The following is a 17283-nucleotide window of genomic DNA, read 5'->3' on the forward strand; positions in this document are numbered from 1 at the left end:
GGAATTACCGGTTTAGCCGGTGTCTATTTATCGTATCTGAGAGCCACGATGTAGTGCATGACGAACCCGTCGGCCCCCCTCCGAAACGGCGAGACGGCGCGTGATTCCGGGCAGTTCCGGTACCGGACCGGCGCGAAGGCGCTGGTGACGTCCGCGTCGAAGGTCCTCCTGGTCAGGGAACGCCACGCGGACGGCCAGCCGTTCTGGACGCTCCCCGGCGGCGGCGTCCATCCACACGAGGCCCCCGAGGATGGACTGACCCGGGAGCTCCGCGAGGAGTTACACTGTCAGTCACACGTCGGCAGTCCGTGCGCGCAGTTCTGTTACGTCCACGAGAGCCTGGAGTCGACGGTGTCGCTGTACACGGTGTTCGACTGCGCGCTGTTGTCGGACCCGATACCCGACACGGGAGAGGGAATCGACGACTTCGGGTGGTTCGGCCCGGCATCGCTACCGGCCACGACGCTACCGCAGGTCACACACATCTGCCACCAGGTCGCGGACCTCCCGGAGCAGCGGGCCGTCGCCGACGACTGATTACTCCTTCTCGCCCGCACCGACGGCGCTCTCGCCGACGGGTTCTTGCCCCTCGATTCGCTCCGTACCGTTCATGTACGGCCGCAGCGCCTCGGGGACGGTGACGGTGCCGTCGTCGTTCTGGTAGTACTCCAGAATCGCCACGAGTACCCGCGGGACGGCCAGCCCGGAGCCGTTGAGCGTGTGGAGGTACTGAGCGGACTCGTGGCGCTCGGGCCGGTAGCGCAGGCCGGCGCGGCGCGCCTGGAAGTCCTCGAAGTTCGAGACCGACGAGACCTCGAGCCAGCGGCCGCCGACCTCGGGGCCCTCGTCCATGTCGTCGCCGGGCGCCCACACCTCGATGTCGTACTTCTTGGCCTGCGTGAAGCCCATGTCGCCGGTGCACATGTCCAGGACGCGGTAGGGGAGTTCGAGGCGGTCGAGTACCTCGGCGGCCTCGTCGAGCAAGGATTCGAGGCGGTCGTAGCTGTCCTCGGGGCGCACGAAGTTGACGAGTTCGACCTTGTGGAACTGGTGGACGCGGACGTAGCCCCGCGTCTCGGTGCCGTGTTCGCCGGCCTCACGCCGGAAGTTCGGCGAGAACGCCTGGTGCTTGATGGGGAGGTCGTCGTCGAGCATGATCTCGTCGCGGTACATGTTGGTGACCGGCACCTCCGCGGTCGGCAGCAGCCACAGGTCGTCCTCGTCGTAGTCGTCGTCCTGGCGCGCGCCGACGCGGTAGGCGTCCTCGTCGAACTTCGGGAGCTGGCCGGTCCCCTCCATGGACGCGGAGTTGACGGGGATGGGCGGGAGGATATCGGAGTAGCCCTGCTCGCGGTGGACGTCGAGCATGAACTGGACGAGGGCGTGTTCGAGCATCGCCCCCTCGCCCTTGACGAACTGGTAGCCGCCACCGGTGACCTTCGCGCCGCGCTCGAAGTCGAGGATGTCCAGGTCCTCGCCGAGGTCGTAGTGGGGAATCACCTCGTCGGGCAGGTCCCGCAGGTCCTCGAAGCCCTCGCGGGAGCGCTCGACGTTGTCGCCCTCGTCCTCGCCCGTGGGCACCGACTCGTGGGGGACGTTGGGCAGTTCCAGGAGGGCCTGCTCCAGTTTCGACTCCAGTTCGTCGGCCTGCTCCTCGACGTCCTGCAGTTCGGCCTTGAGTTCCTGGGAGCGGTCGATTGCTTCCTGGGCGGCCTCCTCCTCGCCCTCTTGCTTGAGTTTGCCAATCTTCGTCGAGACCTCGTTGCGCTCCTGGCGCAGGCCGTCGCCTCTCGCCTTCAGGTCGCGCCACTCCTCGTCGATGGCCAGAATCTCGTCGAGGTCGACACCGGTGACGCCCTTTCGCTCGATGGCGTCCCGGACCGTCTCGGGGTGCTCCCGGACGAACTGTCTCGATAACATGGGCGTCGGTTCTCGATGGCGGAAATTAGGCGTGTCGGTCCCCGGCGAGGGGCGGAGGCGGTCCGACCCTGGGGACGAGGGGAGTACAGTTTTGGTGTGGCAACGAGTAGCACAACACTAGCCTATGAACTGCAACGACACACTGCCCCCGAAACCAGGTGTCGAGCAAGACGTCTTCGAGGTCTGTCCCGTCGCTCGAGCGTTCGAAATCACCGGGTCGAAGTGGCGGCTGACGATTCTGCGCTGCCTGCATCTCTGGGGCGAACAACAGTTCAGCGAGCTCCAGGAGACGTCGACCGCCGACTCGGCCACGCTCTCGCGGGTTCTGGGCGACCTCGAGGAGCGGAACCTCGTCGATCGACGCCTGGAGGACCGGCCGATAGCGACGTACTACAGCCTCACGGAGCGCGGCGAGGCGCTCGCAGACGTCTTCGACGCGTTCGAGGAGTGGGCCTTCGACTGGACGGCGGCCGAGGAGCCACCGGGCGACCCGGCGAAGTGACCGACGGTTACGGTCGGTAACTCTGTTGTGACCGTGCAACCAACTCGCACACGTGTCACAATCCTTTCATTAAGGCCTGCTACGATAGCATCGACGTGGTCAGTCCGACCACTGAGACCAATGCACTCAGACGGCCCCACACCCGACCACGTCATGGAACTCGGGCTCGGCTTCCAGGCATCGAAGACGACACTTGCGGCGGTGAACCTCGGCGTGTTCGACAGTCTCGCCGACGGTCCCAGAACGTGTGAGGAACTCGAACGGGAACTCGGCCTCCATCCACGCGGCTCGCGCGACTTCCTCGACGCGCTCGTCGCGCTCGACCTCCTCGAACGCGAGGACGGGCGGTACCGAAACGCCCCGGCGGCAGACGCGTTCCTCGTCCCCGGGAAGCCGTCGTACCTCGGCGGGTTCCTGCAGATGGCCAACGACCGGCTCTACCCGTTCTGGGACGACCTCGAGACCGCGCTACAGACGGGCGAGACGCAGAACGAACTCGCGGACCCCGACACGCACCCCTTCGAGGGCGTCATCTATCACGACGACGCGATTCTCGAGCAGTTCGTCGACGCGATGACCGGGCTGAGTCTGGGCGTCGCGACGGCGCTGGCCCACGAGTTCCCGTGGGACGACCACGAGACGGTCGTCGACCTGGGGACCAGCGAGGGCGTGGTTCCGAAGACCATCGCCGAGGCGAACGAGCACATCGAGGCGACCGGGTTGGACCTGCCGCGGGTCGAACCGTACTTCCGGGCGTTCGCGAGCGAGAGCCCGGCCGCCGACCGCATCGCGTTCGAGACCGGCGACTTCTTCGGCGACGACCCGCTGCCGCCGGCGGACGTCTACGTCCTCGGCCACATCCTCCACGACTGGGGGCTCGAAGATAGACGCGAGATTCTAGCGAAGGTGGCCGACGCGGTCCGGCCAGGTGGCGCGGTCATCGTCTACGGGACGATGATAGACGAGGAGCGCCGGGAGAACGCGACCGGCCTGTTGATGAGCCTGAACATGCTCATCGAGACGCCCGAAGGGTTCGACTACACGCCGAGTCAATGTCTCGAGTGGCTCCACGACGCCGGCTTCGAGGGCGGGGAGGCCCGCGAGTTACCCGGGCCCGAGACGATGGTCGTCGCCCGACGGTAGTCGTCGCCGGGCACAACCGTTTTGCGTCCACCACTCGCCTCTCCCGTATGGCAATCGGCGACGTCTACGAGGCGACGGTCGGCGACTGTACCGACATCTACTACGTCGACACGGGGATGTACGACGTCCCTGAGTACGGGGCGGTGTACATCCTCGATACCGAGCGGCCCGCACTCGTCGACACCGGCATCGGGGCGAACTACGAGCGCATCCTGGACGCGATGGCCGAGGTCGGCATCGAGCCCGCGGACCTGGAGGTTATCGCGGTCACGCACGTCCACCTCGACCACGCCGGCGGCGCGGGCTACCTCGCCGAAGCGTGTCCGAACGCGACGGTGTACGTCCACGAGTACGGCGCGCGCCACCTCGTCGACCCCGAGCGGCTCTGGGAAGGGACGAAAGGGGCGGTCGGCGACCAGATTCAGTTCTACGCCGAACCGAAACCGGTGCCCGAAGAGCGCATCGTCGAGTTCACCGACGGCGACGTCATCGACCTGGGCGACCAGACGCTCGAGGCCCACCACGCACCGGGCCACGCCCCACACCAGGTCGTCTTCTACGACGCGGCCGTCGACGCCGTCTTCACCGCCGACGCGGCCGGGCTCTACACGCCCTCGATCGACGAGGTCAACGTCACGAGTCCGCCCGTGAACTTCGACCTGGCGCAGGCACTCGAAGACGTCGAGATGCTCCAGTCGCTCGACCCCGGAACGCTCTGCTATGCTCACTTCGGCCCGGCACCGACCGGGGACCGCCTCGAGACCTACGCCGACATCCTACCGGAGTGGGTCGAGGCCATCGAAGAGAAGCGCGCCGAGCTCGGCGACGACGACGCCGTCATCGAGCACTTCGTCGAGACAGTCGAGACGCCGGAGATATGGGGCGAGCGGAAGGCCAGCGCCGAGGTGGCGATGAACGTCCGGGGCGTGCTGGTCGCGCTCGACCGCGAGGAGTAGTCACTTCTCGACGGCGAGCATCGCCACCCGCTCACGGACGGCATCGGCCAGCGTCCCCTCTGTCGCTTCGAGTTCGGTGTCGGTCACGTCGAAGAAGTCCCGGACTAGCGCCTCGTCGTATTCGCCGAGCGTCTCACCCGGCGAGAGCAGGTCACGGAGGTCCGCGGCGGCCGCCACCTCGTCGTCCGGCGACTCGCCCACCGCGACGACCACCACGCGACACTCGCCCTCGCTGACGCCCATCCGGAGCGCGCGGTCTATCTGTCTCCGACCCGCGGCGTAGAGCAGAATCTCGACGCCGAAGTCGTCGGCGATGGCGTCGTCCCGGTCGCGGGCGCGCCGAGCGAGTTCGACCGCTCGTTCGAGGTGTGCGCGGTCGACCACGTAGCGAGCGTCGAACGCCTGGACGGTCACGTCGTGTCGGTCGCCGATATCGGTCAGCCTCCCGACGAACGACCCGACGTCTTCGACGTCGGCGACGCCCTCGGCGACCTCCATCAGAAATCACCCAGGCTGGACTGGTCCTCGGCGGTCTCCTCTGGGTCATCGGGGTCGTCCGCTCGCCCAGTGTCGATCACGGTCACGTCGGGGTCCGGTTCGATACCGTCCATCGACGGGTCGCGGTGCCCCGCGTTCTCGAGCACGTTCTCGGCGGTCTGTCGCCGGCCGCGCAGCGCCGCCAGGACGACCGGTTTCTCCGCGTCCCGGAGTGTGGCACGGTCGTCGATACCGGCCTCGAAGAGCCGCCGGGCGCGCTTGCGACCGACGCCACGGACCCCTGCCAGGTCGACCAGTTCCTCGCGGACGCCGTGCTCGACGCGGATGCGGGCCTCACTGATGGCCCGAGCGGCGTCCAGGTCGACCTCGCTGGCGAGCGATTCGGCCGCTCCCAGGAGCCACTGGGCCGTCTCGACTTTCCCCCGGATGTCGCCCGGGCCGATGCCGTAGCGTTCGGTGATGGTCTCCTCGTCGACCTCGGTCGCCCAGTCCTCGAGCATGCGGGCAGTCTTCAGCGCCGCGAGCCAGTCCTCGAAGCGCTCGTCCTCGAACTCCGATGGGGTCGGGCCGAGCAGCTCGTCCTCGCGCTCGTACAGCTCCATCTCGTACTCCTCGCGGTCGCCCGACCGGAGGTACAGTTCGTACATGTCCGGCGTGCGCGAGACCAGGTGGTAGAGCCCGAGCGCCGAAATCTCGCCGGGGTCGGCGTCAGCCGCGTCCGCCTGTTCCTCGGCGAGTTCGCTGGCGGTCGTGAACCCGCCCTCGGGGTCCGCCTCTCTCGTGCTCGCCGTCCCCGCCGTCCCCGCCGACCGCTTCCAGTCGCGCAGCCCGTCGATTATCTCGGCAGCGCTCATCGGGTCGAGGTACAGCGAGGAGACGGTGTGGCCGAGCGACGTCGCACCCAGTTCGTCGGCTTCGATTTCCAGAAAACCGTTCCGTTCGAGGTACGTCAGCACGTCGTCGGTCACCCGCTCGAGGCGGCCGCTCTCGTCGGTCTGGCTAGCGTACAGCGTCTCTTCGAGGAACTCCAGCAGGCCAGTTCTGGAGCGAGCGAACCCCGAGGCGACGGTGGCGAGGATGTGGGTCCGCAGGGCGGGTTCGGCGGCGAGTTTCGACCGGACGGGTTCGGGGTCGGCCCAGACGTAGCGCTCGAACAGCTCGTCGAGTTCGTCGTGGCTGTTGGCGATGAGCACGGCCTCGCCGTAGGGGTCTAGCCCCGGTCGGCCGGCCCGCCCCATCATCTGGTGGACCTCCAATACCGAGAGGGGTTGCATCCCGCCGGCTGTGCCGTCGTAGCGCCGCCAGTCGCGGACGACGACGCGCCGCGAGGGGGTGTTGACGCCCGCCGCCAGCGTCGGCGTGGCACAGACGACCTTCACGAGGCGGTCTCTGAACGCTTTCTCGACCAGTTCGCGGTGCCCGCGGGCGAGCCCGGCGTGGTGGAAGGCCGCGCCCTGGGCGACGGCGTCGGCCAGGTCGTCGCTGGTCTCGGTGTCGCTCACGTCCCGAATCTCGTCGGCCACCTCGGCGAGTTGGGCCTGCTCGTCAGCCGAGAGGTGCGGGCTGACGGTACTCCCCAGTCGGCCGGCGGCGGCCTCGGCGTTCCGGCGGGAGTTGACGAACACGAGCGTCGACCCGCCTTCCTCGACGAGGTCGCCGTCCTCGTCGTACTCGTCCTGCAGGGTATCGCGGACGATGGCGGCCGTCGGTTTCTCGTTGTTCTGCACCGCGAGTCGTCGCTGGCTGCCGTCCTCCAGGTGGAGCGCCTGGCCGTAGTGGACGCCCTTCTGTAACTCGATGGGGCGCCAGTCCGAGTCGACGAGTTCGGCATCGAGCCACTCGGCAAGTTCGCCGGCGTTCCCGATGGTCGCCGACAGCGCCACGGTCTGCAGGTCGGGGTTGAGCCGGCGGAGTTTCGCCAGCGTGACTTCCAGCGTCGGCCCACGGTTCCCGTCGTCGACGAGGTGGACCTCGTCGCTGACGACGCAGGTGAGTTCCTCGATCCACGGCGCGTCGTTCCGCACGAGCGAGTCCACCTTCTCGCTGGTGGCGACGACGATGTCCTTGTCGGCGAGCCACCCTCCGTTGGACTCGTAGTTGCCCGTCGAGACGCCCACGTCGAGGCCGTACTGCTCGAACTGCTCGAACTCGGCCTGCTTCTCGCTGGCGAGTGCCCGGAGCGGGACGATGTAGAGTGCCTTCCCACCCCGAGCGACCGACGAGAGCATCGCGAGTTCCGCCACGAGGGTCTTGCCGCTCGCCGTCGGGATGGCGGCGACGATGTTCTCGCCCTCGGTGACGCCCGCCTCGACGGCCTCGGCCTGTGGTGGGTACAGCGCCTCGATTCCGTCCGCACGAAGGTGCTCGGGCAACCAGTCGGGCACACCGGGGAGGTCCGCGACGTCCATTACCAGCCGTTAGGACCGTCCCGCGATTTAAACTGTCGCACTCCGGAGTGGAAGTGTTTCGTGTAGTTGGGATTGTAGAGACCCAGAAAGCCCCGGCCGGCTCTCTGAATCCATGACTACGAAACGGAGTACCGCCACAGAGCCAGTCGAGGGGAACGCCTTTGGCCGTCACCGACAAACGCCGGGTATGCGCATCGAGTACGACTGGGACACCTGTATCGGGATGTTCCAGTGCGTCGCGGAGTGGGACGCCTTCGAGAAGGACGAGGACGCCGGCAAGGCAGTGCTGACCGACAGCGAAGAGTGCGAGGACGACCTGTTCGTCCGCGAGATTCCCGAGGACGTCGAACTGGACGCGAAGTTCGCCGCGCGGGCCTGTCCGGTCGACGCCATCGCGGTCTACGACGACGACGGCGAGCAGGTCGTCTGAACAGTGCAGCGAAACCCACACTACACTGCGGGCCACAGGGAGGAGTAGATGCTCCGTCGCTCGTTGACGCGCCTGGTCCGGGGCGTTCCGGCGCTGCTCTCGCGGGCCGGGCTGGTCGACCGCGAGAAGGCCACAGCCGCGACGGACCTGGCGGCGCCGGTGATGGTCACCGGCGGGCTCCGGGTCCTGCTCCGGCTGGCGGACTTCCTGATGGTCGGCATCGCGCTGGGCGACACCGCCATCGCCGGCCTGGAGATCGGCTTCCAGTACTACTTCGTCGGCTTCGGCCTCTCGCTGGCCGTCTCGTCGGGGACCATCAGCGTCGTCTCGCGGCTCCAGGGCAGCGGTGAGTCCGCCCGGGCCGACCTCGCCGTCAAGCAGTCCTTGTGGCTGGCGCTGGCGCTCTCCGCGCCGCTGACCGCCATCTCGTGGCTCGCACCGGACCTGCTGATCGGCGTGCTGACCGACGACCCCACGACCATCGACCTCGGGGCGACGTACCTCTCTATCGTGATGCTGTCGATGGCCCCGCGGTTCTGGAGCATGGTCGCCGCCCGCGCGCTGGCCGGCAGCGCCGACACCCGGACGCCGATGTACGTCCGGCTGTTGAGCCTCCCGACGAACGTCGCGCTCAACGCCGTGCTCATCTTCGGCCTGGGACCGTTCCCCGAGCTCGGCATCGCCGGAGCGGCGTGGGGGACCGCCATCGCGAACACGCTGGCGGCGGTCATCTTCTTCGCGCTGCTGGCCTCGGGGCGCTACGCCGTCCGCCTGCCGCTGGAGGGACCGCAGTTCGACGCCGGACTGCTCAAGGAGATTATCCGCGTCGCGCTGCCGCTCTCGGGGATGCGCCTGCTCCAGACGTTCGCACGCTTCCCGTTCCTGTTCGTGCTCGGGGTGCTGGGGACGCCGACGCTCGCGGCCTACGCCATCGGCCGGCGCGTGATGCTGCTGGCACTGATGCCCGCGTGGGGGTACTCGACGGCGGCCTCGACGCTCGTGGGCCAGCACCTCGGCGCGGACGACGCCGAGTCGGCGACGGACTACGGCTGGCAGACGCTGCGGGTGGCGCTGGCGGTACAGCTCGCCGTCGGCGCGGTGCTGGTCGTCCTCGCCCGCCCCATCGTCGGCCTGTTCGGGACCGCGTACCCCGACCTCGCGGCGCAGTTCGTCCGCGTGTTCGGCCTGATCGTCGCCGGCTTCTCCATCTCGCGGACGATGCGCGGGAGCCTTCGGGGGGCAGGGGACACGCGCTGGCCGCTCTACGGGACGATTCTGGGCGCGTACGGCTTTCGAATCCCGGTGGCGATACTGGCGCTGCCGACGGCGTTCGTCCTGACCGTCCCGGTGGTCGGCGTCGCGGTGTCACCCGGCCTCGGGCTCGGGCTGCCGGCCATCTTCGTGGCGCTCGTCGGGGACTTCTACCTGAAGGCGGCGGTCAACACCGGCCGCTTCTGGTCGGGGAAGTGGCGAGACGTGGCCGCTCGCGCCGGCGTCGGTGCGAGCGGGGACTGACGGCAGACGGAGTGCGGCAAGCCGAGCGCCGTTTCTCAAGGTTTAATGCCCGGCCCGGAGACGCCATCACATGAGCAAGGCAACGAAGATCGTCCTCGGAACCGTCGGCGCGTCGGCCCTCCTCGCGGTTCTCGTCATCGCCGGGATGGCCCTGCTGTCGGCGTAGATGTTCACCGAACGCTCGCTGTCGGGCGAACTGGCCGGCGTCCGGGAGACGCACGCGCCCGGCGCGCTCGTCGTCGACTGCGAGCAGGACTTCGAGACGCTCGACCCTGCGGTCGCGGAGGACCTCCTCCTGCTGACCGACAGAGTCGACCCACTCTCCTACGACCCGTCCTGGGTCCCGACAGACTCGCCCGAGGAACTCCACCGGTTCGCAGGCAGTGACTTCACCATCGGGATGCCCGGCGACGGCGGCATCGCCTGGACCCACCAGACGGACCCGCCCTGCGTGTTCGTCAAACCGCGGCTCGCAGGGTCGCCCGACGACTTCGTCGACTTCCTGCTGGCCGAGGCGCTGGTCCAGGCCGGCCTCGGCGAGCCGGAGCACTTCCTGGGCTTCTTCGAGGCCGAGTATCCGGCGTTCGCGGACGTCGCCCGGCCGCACATGGGCCCCGCGGACACCTACCAGCTGGCCGCCGCGCTGTACGACGCCTACATCGGGTTGCAGACCCGCCCCGTCTTCGCCGACTGGGACGACGAGTATCCGCGGCTGTTCGACGCCTGGGTCGACGCCGGCGAGCGGCTCGAACCCCGGCTGGACGACCTCGTCGGCGAAGTTGCCAGGGGCCAGACGGGGTTCGCCCCGGCGGCCGAACTGGCCTGTAGCGCCCTGAAACACGGTCTCGACCTGCCGGCCCCCTTCGCCGCGCTGGATACGGACGCCTACGGCGACCACGGTCCCGACTACGCGATTCAGTGGACCGAGACGACCTTCGAGAAACTGGAGTGAAGAAAACGAGTGCTCGGCCCGGTCAGAGCCGGTCCAGCACCGCGTCGGCGTCGTAGTTGAGCGTCAGCTCGCGGGAGCGGCCCCGGCCGTCGACGTTGGTGTACTCGGCGTCGATGATACCGAGCTGGTCGAGCTTGTTGATTATCTCGGAGTAGCGGGTGTACCCCAGGTCGGTCGCCCCGTGGAACACGTCGTAGATGTCGCCGGCCCGCTTGCCGTCGTGGTCGGCGATGACCTCGACGAGCGCGGCCTCCGAGTCCGAGAGCTCCCGGAGTCGCCGCGAGAGGTGGACGTACTTCGACTTGTCGTAGGCCTCCTCGACGTCCTCGCGCTCGACCGTTCGAGAGGCGCGCATCTCGGCGTTCATCCCCGCCCGGCGCAGGAGGTCGATGCCCACCCGGAGGTCGCCGCCCTGCTCCTCGGTGAGTACCGCGACTCTGTCGAGGACCTGCGGGCCGACCGCACCGTCGTGGAAGCCCCGGTCGACGCGCTCGTCGAGGATGTCGACGATCTCGGCCTGCCCGTACTTGTTGAAGTAGACCTCTTCGGGCCGGAAGACCGACTGGACGCGGGTATCGAGCGCATCGATGACGTCCAGGTCCAGGTCCGAGGAGACGCAGATGACGCCGATCCGCGCCCCGCTGTGAGCTTCGTGGGCGCGCAACAGCGAGTACAGCGTGTCGCTGGCCTCGTTCTCGTAGAAGAGGTAGTTCACGTCGTCCAGGGCGACGACGAGCACCTGGTCGCGCTCGACCAGCCGGTCGGTAATCTGGGAGAAGAGCTTCTTGAAAGAGATGCCCGAGGAGGGGGGCTCGTACTCGAATATCTCGGCGAACAGGCGGGAGAATACGGCGTAGCGGGTGGATTCGACCTGGCAGTTGACCCGCACCGCCTGCACGTCGGTCTGGGCGGTCAACTCGTCGAACAGAATCTGGGTCGCGGTCGTCTTCCCAGTACCGGGCGGACCGCGCGCGATGACGTTCAGGGGCCGGGAGCCACGGACTGCCGGGCGGAGCGCGTACTTCAGCGTCTCCATCTGCGTCTCCCGGTGCTTGAACGTCTCCGGGAGCCAGTCGATCTCGAAGACGGACTCGTCCCGGAAGACGGACTCGTCCCAGCCGAGCATCCCCTCCTCGGGGTCGTCGCTCATCACTTTCACCGACCTCCGCTGCGCACTTAACCATTTGCCACCCCGACGGTGAAAGTGAAACTGAAGCGAGACAAGAGGCGACGGGCGACCTGTTCGAGTCCGTCGAGTTCGACTCGGGCTAGTCGAACTTCTCCAGCAGGTCGGCGTAGAATCCCTCGCCGTCGTCGGCGAGTTTCTCGACGATGAGTTCCGGCGTCGAGCGTGCGAGTTTCCCCTTCACCGGCGAGCGCTCGACCCGCAGCTCCCCGTCCGCCAGGCCGATGGCCTCGATGCCGTCGATGCTCACGTCGATGGCGGCGGCCTCGCGGATGTCGCGGGCGAGGTGCGAGACGAAGACGGCCGTCGCCCGACTGTCGCTGAGCGCCTCGAGGATGCCGGCCATAATCTTCGCGCTCGCGCCGGGTTCGGTGATGGACTCGAGCTCGTCGACCAGCACCATGACCCGGCGGTCGGTGCCCCCGTCGCTGCTCGCGGCGTCACCGCCGGTCCCGTTCGCGGTCGACTGGCCGTCGACCTCGCTCACCAGGTCGCCGAACTCCCGCAAGGTCGCCTCGAACGCGCCGGCGTCGAGCGTCCCCTGGGTCTTCGCGTGGTAGTGGAGTTCGCCGATGCGGCCGATGCGGGCCGATTCTGCGGGTACGGGCAGCCCCATGTGGGCAAGCGTCGTCACGAGCGCCACCAGGTCCAGCGTCGAGGTCTTCCCGCCGCTGTTGACTCCCGAGAGCACCGTCACGCCCGAGACGGCGTAGTCGACCGGGTCTACCTCGTCGAAGGGAACGTCGAGCAGCGGCGAGCGGCCGCCCCGGATGTCGAAGCCGGGTTCCTCGGTCACCTCGGGCATGGTGCACTCGAAGTCGGCGGCGAAGCGGGACACGGCGAGTTCCACGTCGAGTTCCAGCGCGGCGTCGACGAGCGCGTCGGCGTCGGCGCGCAGCTCGGCGAGGTCGTCGGCCAGCTCCTGTTTCCGGCGGGTCGCCCGGCGGTCCCGCGCGGCGGTCAATTCCTCTCGCAGTCGGCTGACGACGCGCTCCTCGTGCTCGACGGGGTAGGCCGGTTCGTCCGGGAACGCACGGCGGGCCATGTCCTCTGTATCGACGAGTCCCAGGGCGTCGACGAGGTGGTCGCGGGCCTTCTCGACGGCCGCGGCGTACTCGTCGGCCAGTTCGCGCTGCAGGAGGGAGTCGACGCCGGCGCCCCGTTCGACCAGCGAGAGCAGGTCGGTGCCCTCGATGGTGACGTCGCGCTCCTCGATGGCCTCGCGCAGGTGGTCGTTGGCGGCGCTCTCGGCCGTCGAGACGGCGGCGTCCAGGTCGTCGACCGCGGTGGAGAGGCGGTCGAGTTCGTCGTCGCCCCGGACGTTCCCGTCGGGGTCGAGCTGTTCGAGCGCCGAGTCGAGGGTATCCAGGTCACACGGAGCCTCGAGGCCGGCGGCCCGGTGGACTTCGGTGGCCGCCCGCACCCGGTCGCGGTTCCGGGCGAAGAAGGTCAGCACGCGCTCGGGGACGACCGACTCGGGATTGTCGAGCGCGTTCGGGTCGACGCGGACGTCCCCCTCGACGTCGACGCCGGCAAAGGACTCGTCCAGCGCGACGACCGTCGAGTACGACCGGGCGAGTTCTGCAAGTTGACGGGCGTCGTCGACCACCTCGACGCTCACCTCCGGGATGGCTTCCTTGGCCTCGGCGTAGCGCTCGGCGTCGCTCGTCGCCAGACAGCGGTCGCGGACCCGGACGTCGCCGGGTTCGGAGAGCGGTTCGACGGCTTCGAGCGCGGCGAGGACCTCGGGGTCCGGGTCACGGGCCATCGCCCGCTCGCTGAACTCACGGACCTCCTCGATTCGGCTTCGGACCCCGCTGGGATACAGCGTCTCCAGTCGGCTGGCGGCGTAGTCGGTGACGGTCCGCTCCTGGACCAGCCCCAGCGCGTCGCGGAACACCGTCCGGGCTCGCGGCGTCGCCGCGAACCCCCCGGGGTCGTCGTGTTCGGCCCGGATGGCCCCGCGTGCGATGCGCGCGGCCCGCCCGTCGCTGATGCCCGGGGCCCGGGCGAGCGCCGCGACGTCGCCCTCCCGCAGTGCTCGCTCGGGGTCGTCGAGCTGGCGGAGCGCCTCGGCCGTCTTCGCCCCCACGCCCGGCACCGATTCGAACTCCATCTGCCCGACCGTTCGCCGCCAGCGAGATAAAACCCGCCGCCTAGGCAAAAAGGTGAGCGCGAGTGTGTACTGCTACAACTTCGAGTGCCAACAGCCAGAAAGCCCCCTCCCGCTCGACGACAGCGAGCCCCCCGAGCCCAGCGTGTCGGGGCTTTCTGGCGATTTGCCTCGATGGCAACTGCAGAGAACACTACAGATGCAGAACGCGAAGGCGTTTTGCCCGTCCAGCGAGAACGCAAACCAATGACCGCTGTCGCCGAGAAACTCGCTGCTGCCCGGGAGGACCTCGCCGCGCGGGACGGCGTGCTGGTCGCGTTCTCCGGCGGCGTCGACTCGAGTGTCGTCGCTGCAATCGCCCACGACGCCCTCGGCGACGACGCCGTCGCCTGCACCGCGAAATCAGAGACGCTCCCGGAGGCCGAACTCGAAGACGCCGTGCGCGTCGCCGAGGAGATCGGTATCCGCCACGAGATCGTGGAGTTCTCCGAACTCGACAGCCCGGAGTTCATCCAGAACGACGACATGCGCTGTTATCACTGCCGCTCGCTACGCCTCGGCGCGATGTACGACCGCGCGATGGAACTGGGTATCGACGTGGTGTGTGACGGGACCAACGCCTCCGACGTGGGCGAGGGCCACCGCCCCGGCCTGCGAGCCGTCGAGGAACTCGACGCCTACTCGCCGCTGCTGGAACACGACGTCGAGAAATCGGAGGTGCGCGAAATCGCCCGCGAGTACGACCTCTCGGTGGCCGACAAGCCCTCGATGGCCTGTCTCTCCTCGCGCATCCCCACTGGACTGGAGGTCACCGAAGAGCGTCTCTCGCGAGTCGAGAAAGCCGAGCGCCTGCTCCGAACGTGGGGCTTCGAGCAGTTCCGCGTGCGCGACCACGACGGCCTGGCCCGCATCGAGGTCGGCGAGGCCGAACTGGAGACGGCGCTGGACCCCGACTTCGTCCGGGCGGCCCGCGACCACGTCGAGGACTGTGGGTTCGACCACGTGACGCTGGACCTCCACGGCTACCAGACCGGGAGCGTCAGCCCAGAGAGCGAAGAAGACAGCGAACCGGTCGTCGCCGACGTCTTCGACGCCGAATACCCGAGCGGCGACTGACGGAAGAAGGGGCTGGCCGACGCTCGGTAGTTACCAGTCGACTGTCTCGCGCCAGTCGGTCTGTTCTTCGGCGACGAGCGTCGAGTCCGCACCGTCGAGCCGAATCTCGGTGACGGCGCAGTTGTCGTGCGAGTGGGCCGCCAGCGCCGCGTCCCGGTCGCGGTCGGTCAGTTCGGCCAGGAGCACCTTGATGACGCCGCCGTGGGTGACGACCAGCGTCGTCTCGCCGGGGTCGGTCGCCGCCCGCACCGAGTCCCAGGCCGACGTGACGCGCTCGCAGAAGGCAGCGACGGACTCGCCGTGGTCCGGATCGGCCGGCAGCGCGGAGACGCTGTGGCTCGGGTCGTGCTCGGGGTAGCGCTCGAAGAGGTCCTCGACAAGGAACCCCTGGTAGACGCCGAAGCCCCGTTCTCGCAGGGTAGCGTCGAAGGCGGGTTCGGGGAGCGGACCGGCCGCATCGCGGAGGTTCGCGGTCGTTCGGCGGGTGCGCTCGCTATCTGAGGCGAGAATCCGGTCGACGTCGTAGGTGTCGTCGACCCAGGCGCCCATCGCACTCGCCTCGCGCCGGCCGCGTTCGGTGAGGCCGGTCGCGGCCCATCCCTGGATGCGCCCCTCGCGGTTCCAGGGCGTCTCGCCGTGCCGGGTGAGGAGAATCCGCGACATCAGGTCAGCCCTCGCTCCGGTTGCGCAGGCGGGCGACGAGCAATCCGCCCTCGAAGAAGGCGATGAGCACCCCGGCGACCGCGGCGGCGGCGGTGGCCTCCAGGCTGACCTGGTTCACCAGGCGGAACAGCGTCGGGTCCGGGCTTGCCAGGTAGCCCACGACGATGCCCACCGCCCAGACGGGAAGGCGGGCCCGTCGGAGCGTGCGCCAGACCTGGACGCTGCCGTAGTAGTTCTTGTTGAGGTACGCCAGCAGTTCGAAGGCGACGATGATACTCCCGCCCAGCAGCATCGGCGTCGCGTTGCCCAGCCCGACCGAGGCCAGCGACTCGGTGACCACGGGCGGGAGCTGGGTGTAGTAGCCGGTCGGCACCGGCGCGGGGCTCACGAGGTAGCCGGCGAGGGCAGCGACGAGCCAGACGAACGGCCGGCGGGCCGCGGCCTCCTCGGCCGTCGGAATCGGCGAGCTCTCCCCGGTCCAGCGCAACAGGAGCAGTGTCCCCTCGAACAGGGCAATCATCGTCACGGCGACCATCAGCGGCGCCATCCCGGTCGGGTCGGGGCTGAAGACGAAGGCGATGGCGGCGAAGGCACCCCAGAAGTACAGCCGGCGGTCCTGGAGCCACTGGCGGGTCGTGACGCCCATCATGATGGCCAGCATCACGAAGAGAGGAATCTGGAAGATGAGCGCGAAGAAGCCCAGCATCAGGATGATGAGGTTGAAGGTGTCGCCCAGGCCGAACGCGAGGTCGGCGGCCCGGTCGGAGTAGGTGATGAAGTAGTCGAACATCGCCCGCAGCACGGCGAAGTACGCGAAGCCGACGCCGATGGCCGCGAGCACGAGGCTCGTCGGGACCGCCGCGAGGTAGTAGCGGCGCTCGCGGGGGTAGAGCCCCGGTCGCATGAACAGGTACGTCTGGTAGACGAAGACGGGGAGCGCGGCGATGAAACCCACCAGCGAGGCGACCTTCAGGCGCGCGAGGATGAGCGCGAGCGGGCTGTAGACGTGCGGGCAGTCGGGGCCGGCCGCCGAGACGGTGTCCCCGGCGCCGACGGCGAAGGAACCACACGCCTCCGCCGGACCGTCGAGGAACGAGAACCAGAGGAACTGGATGAGCTCGTCCGAGGCCGGCAGCGCGATGATAGAGATAGCAGCCATCACGCCGACGACGGTGAACAGGCGGATGGCCATCTCCTCGACGTGGTCGGCCAGCGGCATCTCCTGGTCGTCGGGAGCCCCCTGGTCGACGATCTCGTCGACGTCGTAGTCGTGTTCCGGCGGGGCCGGCGCAGCGCCGCCGGCGTCGCCGACGCCCGTCGGCTGGGGAATCCCCAGTCGGACGGGATGTCGGCGGGAATCGCGGCGGTGATCTTGCGCGGATCGCGCTCGAACAACGGCGGCTGCTGCTCGACAGGCAACCCGTATGGGCCTTTGACGGTCCGGGGCTCCGGCTCGTCGGTCGCCGACTCGTCGCTCGACTGTTCGTCGGTAGCAGCGGGGTCGTCCGTCTCGGTCTGGTCATCGGCCTCGTCGACGGACGCGTCCTCGGTGTCGTCGCTGGAGGTGTCCCCGGTGTCCTCGCTGGCTTCCTGGTCCGCTCCGTCTGTCGGCGAATCTTCGGGGCGCTCCTCCGACTCGTCGGGCCCGTCGGCACGCGGTGAGTCGTCACTCCCGTCCGCTGGCGGGTGCGGCGGCTCGTCGCCCCCCTCGTCCGAAGGGGGCATCGAGTCGTCACCCCCCTGGTCCGCACGCGGTGGGCTCGCGTCGTCGTCCGCGTTCCCGTCGGGCATCTGTCCCGGGTTTGGCGGTTGGTCGTTGTAAACTTTCTTTTCGCAGTCGTCACCGGCCGTCCGGAGACTGCCTGCTGGCTCGCAACGTGT

The 17283-nt window shown here is 68.6% G+C and carries 17 protein-coding genes; 9 read left to right on the forward strand and 8 right to left on the reverse strand.

All coding sequences use genetic code 11. From position 1 onward, the window contains the following. Positions 1 to 57: 57 nt before the first annotated feature. Positions 58 to 537, forward strand: a complete 480-nt coding sequence (locus P1L41_RS02560; RefSeq protein WP_276297309.1) for an NUDIX hydrolase — start codon at positions 58 to 60, stop codon at positions 535 to 537. Here the strand turns inward: P1L41_RS02560 and serS are convergent, their stop codons facing one another. After that, positions 538 to 1920: a serine--tRNA ligase gene (serS, locus tag P1L41_RS02565; RefSeq protein ID WP_276297310.1), complete on the reverse strand. Its 1383-nt coding sequence runs from the start codon at positions 1918 to 1920 to the stop codon at positions 538 to 540. Positions 1921 to 2044: 124 nt separating this feature from the next. Between serS and P1L41_RS02570 the strand changes: the two genes are divergently transcribed. The 3 genes from P1L41_RS02570 (at position 2045) to P1L41_RS02580 (ending at position 4521) form a co-directional block, all read left to right on the forward strand. Beyond that, the gene (locus tag P1L41_RS02570) at positions 2045 to 2422 is read left to right on the forward strand and encodes a winged helix-turn-helix transcriptional regulator (protein ID WP_276297311.1); all 378 of its coding nucleotides are present in this window, start codon (positions 2045 to 2047) and stop codon (positions 2420 to 2422) included. 120 nt (positions 2423 to 2542) lie between these two features. Then, entirely contained in the window at positions 2543 to 3565 is a 1023-nt protein-coding gene (locus tag P1L41_RS02575; protein ID WP_276297312.1) for a methyltransferase, read from the forward strand. Positions 3566 to 3612: 47 nt separating this feature from the next. After that, positions 3613 to 4521 (forward strand): MBL fold metallo-hydrolase, encoded by a 909-nt coding sequence (locus tag P1L41_RS02580; RefSeq protein WP_276297313.1) that lies wholly within the window; start codon positions 3613 to 3615, stop codon positions 4519 to 4521. Here the strand turns inward: P1L41_RS02580 and cgi121 are convergent, their stop codons facing one another. Together cgi121 and P1L41_RS02590 are read right to left on the reverse strand one after the other, a co-directional pair. Then, positions 4522 to 5019 (reverse strand): KEOPS complex subunit Cgi121, encoded by a 498-nt coding sequence (gene cgi121 / locus P1L41_RS02585; protein ID WP_276297314.1) that lies wholly within the window; start codon positions 5017 to 5019, stop codon positions 4522 to 4524. Further along, entirely contained in the window at positions 5019 to 7427 is a 2409-nt protein-coding gene (locus tag P1L41_RS02590) for an ATP-dependent DNA helicase (RefSeq protein WP_276297315.1), read from the reverse strand. Before P1L41_RS02590 ends, cgi121 begins: the two co-directional genes overlap by 1 nt. A 187-nt stretch (positions 7428 to 7614) precedes the next feature. On the opposite strand from P1L41_RS02590, the gene P1L41_RS02595 reads away from it, so the two are divergent. The 4 genes from P1L41_RS02595 to P1L41_RS02605 all read left to right on the forward strand — a co-directional run bounded on the left by P1L41_RS02595 (position 7615) and on the right by P1L41_RS02605 (position 10324). Beyond that, complete coding sequence (locus P1L41_RS02595) at positions 7615 to 7857, forward strand: ferredoxin (protein ID WP_276297316.1); 243 nt, start codon at positions 7615 to 7617, stop codon at positions 7855 to 7857. A 48-nt stretch (positions 7858 to 7905) separates the two neighbouring features. Beyond that, the gene (locus P1L41_RS02600) at positions 7906 to 9372 is read left to right on the forward strand and encodes an MATE family efflux transporter (protein WP_276297317.1); all 1467 of its coding nucleotides are present in this window, start codon (positions 7906 to 7908) and stop codon (positions 9370 to 9372) included. 70 nt (positions 9373 to 9442) lie between these two features. Then, on the forward strand, positions 9443 to 9538 hold the full coding sequence (locus P1L41_RS18570; protein WP_419181087.1) for a hypothetical protein: 96 nt from the start codon (positions 9443 to 9445) through the stop codon (positions 9536 to 9538). Continuing rightward, positions 9539 to 10324 carry a DUF7089 family protein gene (locus tag P1L41_RS02605; RefSeq protein ID WP_276297318.1) on the forward strand — a complete coding sequence of 262 codons (786 nt, stop codon included), beginning with the start codon at positions 9539 to 9541 and terminating at the stop codon, positions 10322 to 10324. Between the two features lie 22 nt (positions 10325 to 10346). Here the strand turns inward: P1L41_RS02605 and P1L41_RS02610 are convergent, their stop codons facing one another. Both P1L41_RS02610 and P1L41_RS02615 read right to left on the reverse strand, forming a co-directional pair. Beyond that, positions 10347 to 11474, reverse strand: a complete 1128-nt coding sequence (locus tag P1L41_RS02610; protein ID WP_276297319.1) for an ORC1-type DNA replication protein — start codon at positions 11472 to 11474, stop codon at positions 10347 to 10349. A 118-nt stretch (positions 11475 to 11592) separates the two neighbouring features. Further along, positions 11593 to 13626, reverse strand: coding sequence for a helix-hairpin-helix domain-containing protein (locus P1L41_RS02615; RefSeq protein ID WP_276297320.1), 2034 nt, complete (start codon positions 13624 to 13626; stop codon positions 11593 to 11595). A gap of 243 nt (positions 13627 to 13869) precedes the next feature. Between P1L41_RS02615 and larE the strand changes: the two genes are divergently transcribed. Further along, positions 13870 to 14739 carry an ATP-dependent sacrificial sulfur transferase LarE gene (gene larE, locus P1L41_RS02620; protein ID WP_276297321.1) on the forward strand — a complete coding sequence of 290 codons (870 nt, stop codon included), beginning with the start codon at positions 13870 to 13872 and terminating at the stop codon, positions 14737 to 14739. Positions 14740 to 14769: 30 nt separating this feature from the next. Here the strand turns inward: larE and P1L41_RS02625 are convergent, their stop codons facing one another. From P1L41_RS02625 to P1L41_RS18575, 3 genes are read right to left on the reverse strand one after another with little or no spacing between them, the layout of a single operon-like run. Continuing rightward, the gene (locus P1L41_RS02625; protein ID WP_276297322.1) at positions 14770 to 15402 is read right to left on the reverse strand and encodes a histidine phosphatase family protein; all 633 of its coding nucleotides are present in this window, start codon (positions 15400 to 15402) and stop codon (positions 14770 to 14772) included. A gap of 4 nt (positions 15403 to 15406) precedes the next feature. Further along, positions 15407 to 16621 carry a twin-arginine translocase subunit TatC gene (gene tatC, locus P1L41_RS02630; RefSeq protein WP_379788366.1) on the reverse strand — a complete coding sequence of 405 codons (1215 nt, stop codon included), beginning with the start codon at positions 16619 to 16621 and terminating at the stop codon, positions 15407 to 15409. Then, positions 16561 to 17193: a hypothetical protein gene (locus P1L41_RS18575; protein ID WP_379788368.1), complete on the reverse strand. Its 633-nt coding sequence runs from the start codon at positions 17191 to 17193 to the stop codon at positions 16561 to 16563. The genes tatC and P1L41_RS18575 overlap by 61 nt, the downstream gene beginning before the upstream one ends. Positions 17194 to 17283: the final 90 nt, after the last annotated feature.

The sequence above is a fragment of the Haloarcula ordinaria genome (assembly GCF_029338275.1).
Classification (GTDB): domain Archaea; phylum Halobacteriota; class Halobacteria; order Halobacteriales; family Haloarculaceae; genus Haloarcula; species Haloarcula ordinaria.

Bases quoted from the DNA above. Each gene is read 5' to 3' on its own strand.
- P1L41_RS02560 (WP_276297309.1), top strand. From the start codon at position 58: ATGACGAACCCGTCGGCCCCCCTCCGAAACGGCGAGACGGCGCGTGAT.
- P1L41_RS02590 (WP_276297315.1), bottom strand. From the start codon at position 7,427: ATGGACGTCGCGGACCTCCCCGGTGTGCCCGACTGGTTGCCCGAGCAC.
- P1L41_RS02570 (WP_276297311.1), top strand. From the start codon at position 2,045: ATGAACTGCAACGACACACTGCCCCCGAAACCAGGTGTCGAGCAAGAC.
- P1L41_RS02605 (WP_276297318.1), top strand. From the start codon at position 9,539: ATGTTCACCGAACGCTCGCTGTCGGGCGAACTGGCCGGCGTCCGGGAG.
- serS (WP_276297310.1), bottom strand. From the start codon at position 1,920: ATGTTATCGAGACAGTTCGTCCGGGAGCACCCCGAGACGGTCCGGGAC.
- tatC (WP_379788366.1), bottom strand. From the start codon at position 16,621: ATGCCGCTGGCCGACCACGTCGAGGAGATGGCCATCCGCCTGTTCACC.
- P1L41_RS02580 (WP_276297313.1), top strand. From the start codon at position 3,613: ATGGCAATCGGCGACGTCTACGAGGCGACGGTCGGCGACTGTACCGAC.
- P1L41_RS18575 (WP_379788368.1), bottom strand. From the start codon at position 17,193: ATGCCCGACGGGAACGCGGACGACGACGCGAGCCCACCGCGTGCGGAC.
- P1L41_RS02615 (WP_276297320.1), bottom strand. From the start codon at position 13,626: ATGGAGTTCGAATCGGTGCCGGGCGTGGGGGCGAAGACGGCCGAGGCG.
- P1L41_RS02595 (WP_276297316.1), top strand. From the start codon at position 7,615: ATGCGCATCGAGTACGACTGGGACACCTGTATCGGGATGTTCCAGTGC.
- larE (WP_276297321.1), top strand. From the start codon at position 13,870: ATGACCGCTGTCGCCGAGAAACTCGCTGCTGCCCGGGAGGACCTCGCC.
- P1L41_RS02610 (WP_276297319.1), bottom strand. From the start codon at position 11,474: ATGAGCGACGACCCCGAGGAGGGGATGCTCGGCTGGGACGAGTCCGTC.
- P1L41_RS18570 (WP_419181087.1), top strand. From the start codon at position 9,443: ATGAGCAAGGCAACGAAGATCGTCCTCGGAACCGTCGGCGCGTCGGCC.
- P1L41_RS02600 (WP_276297317.1), top strand. From the start codon at position 7,906: ATGCTCCGTCGCTCGTTGACGCGCCTGGTCCGGGGCGTTCCGGCGCTG.
- cgi121 (WP_276297314.1), bottom strand. From the start codon at position 5,019: ATGGAGGTCGCCGAGGGCGTCGCCGACGTCGAAGACGTCGGGTCGTTC.
- P1L41_RS02575 (WP_276297312.1), top strand. From the start codon at position 2,543: ATGCACTCAGACGGCCCCACACCCGACCACGTCATGGAACTCGGGCTC.
- P1L41_RS02625 (WP_276297322.1), bottom strand. From the start codon at position 15,402: ATGTCGCGGATTCTCCTCACCCGGCACGGCGAGACGCCCTGGAACCGC.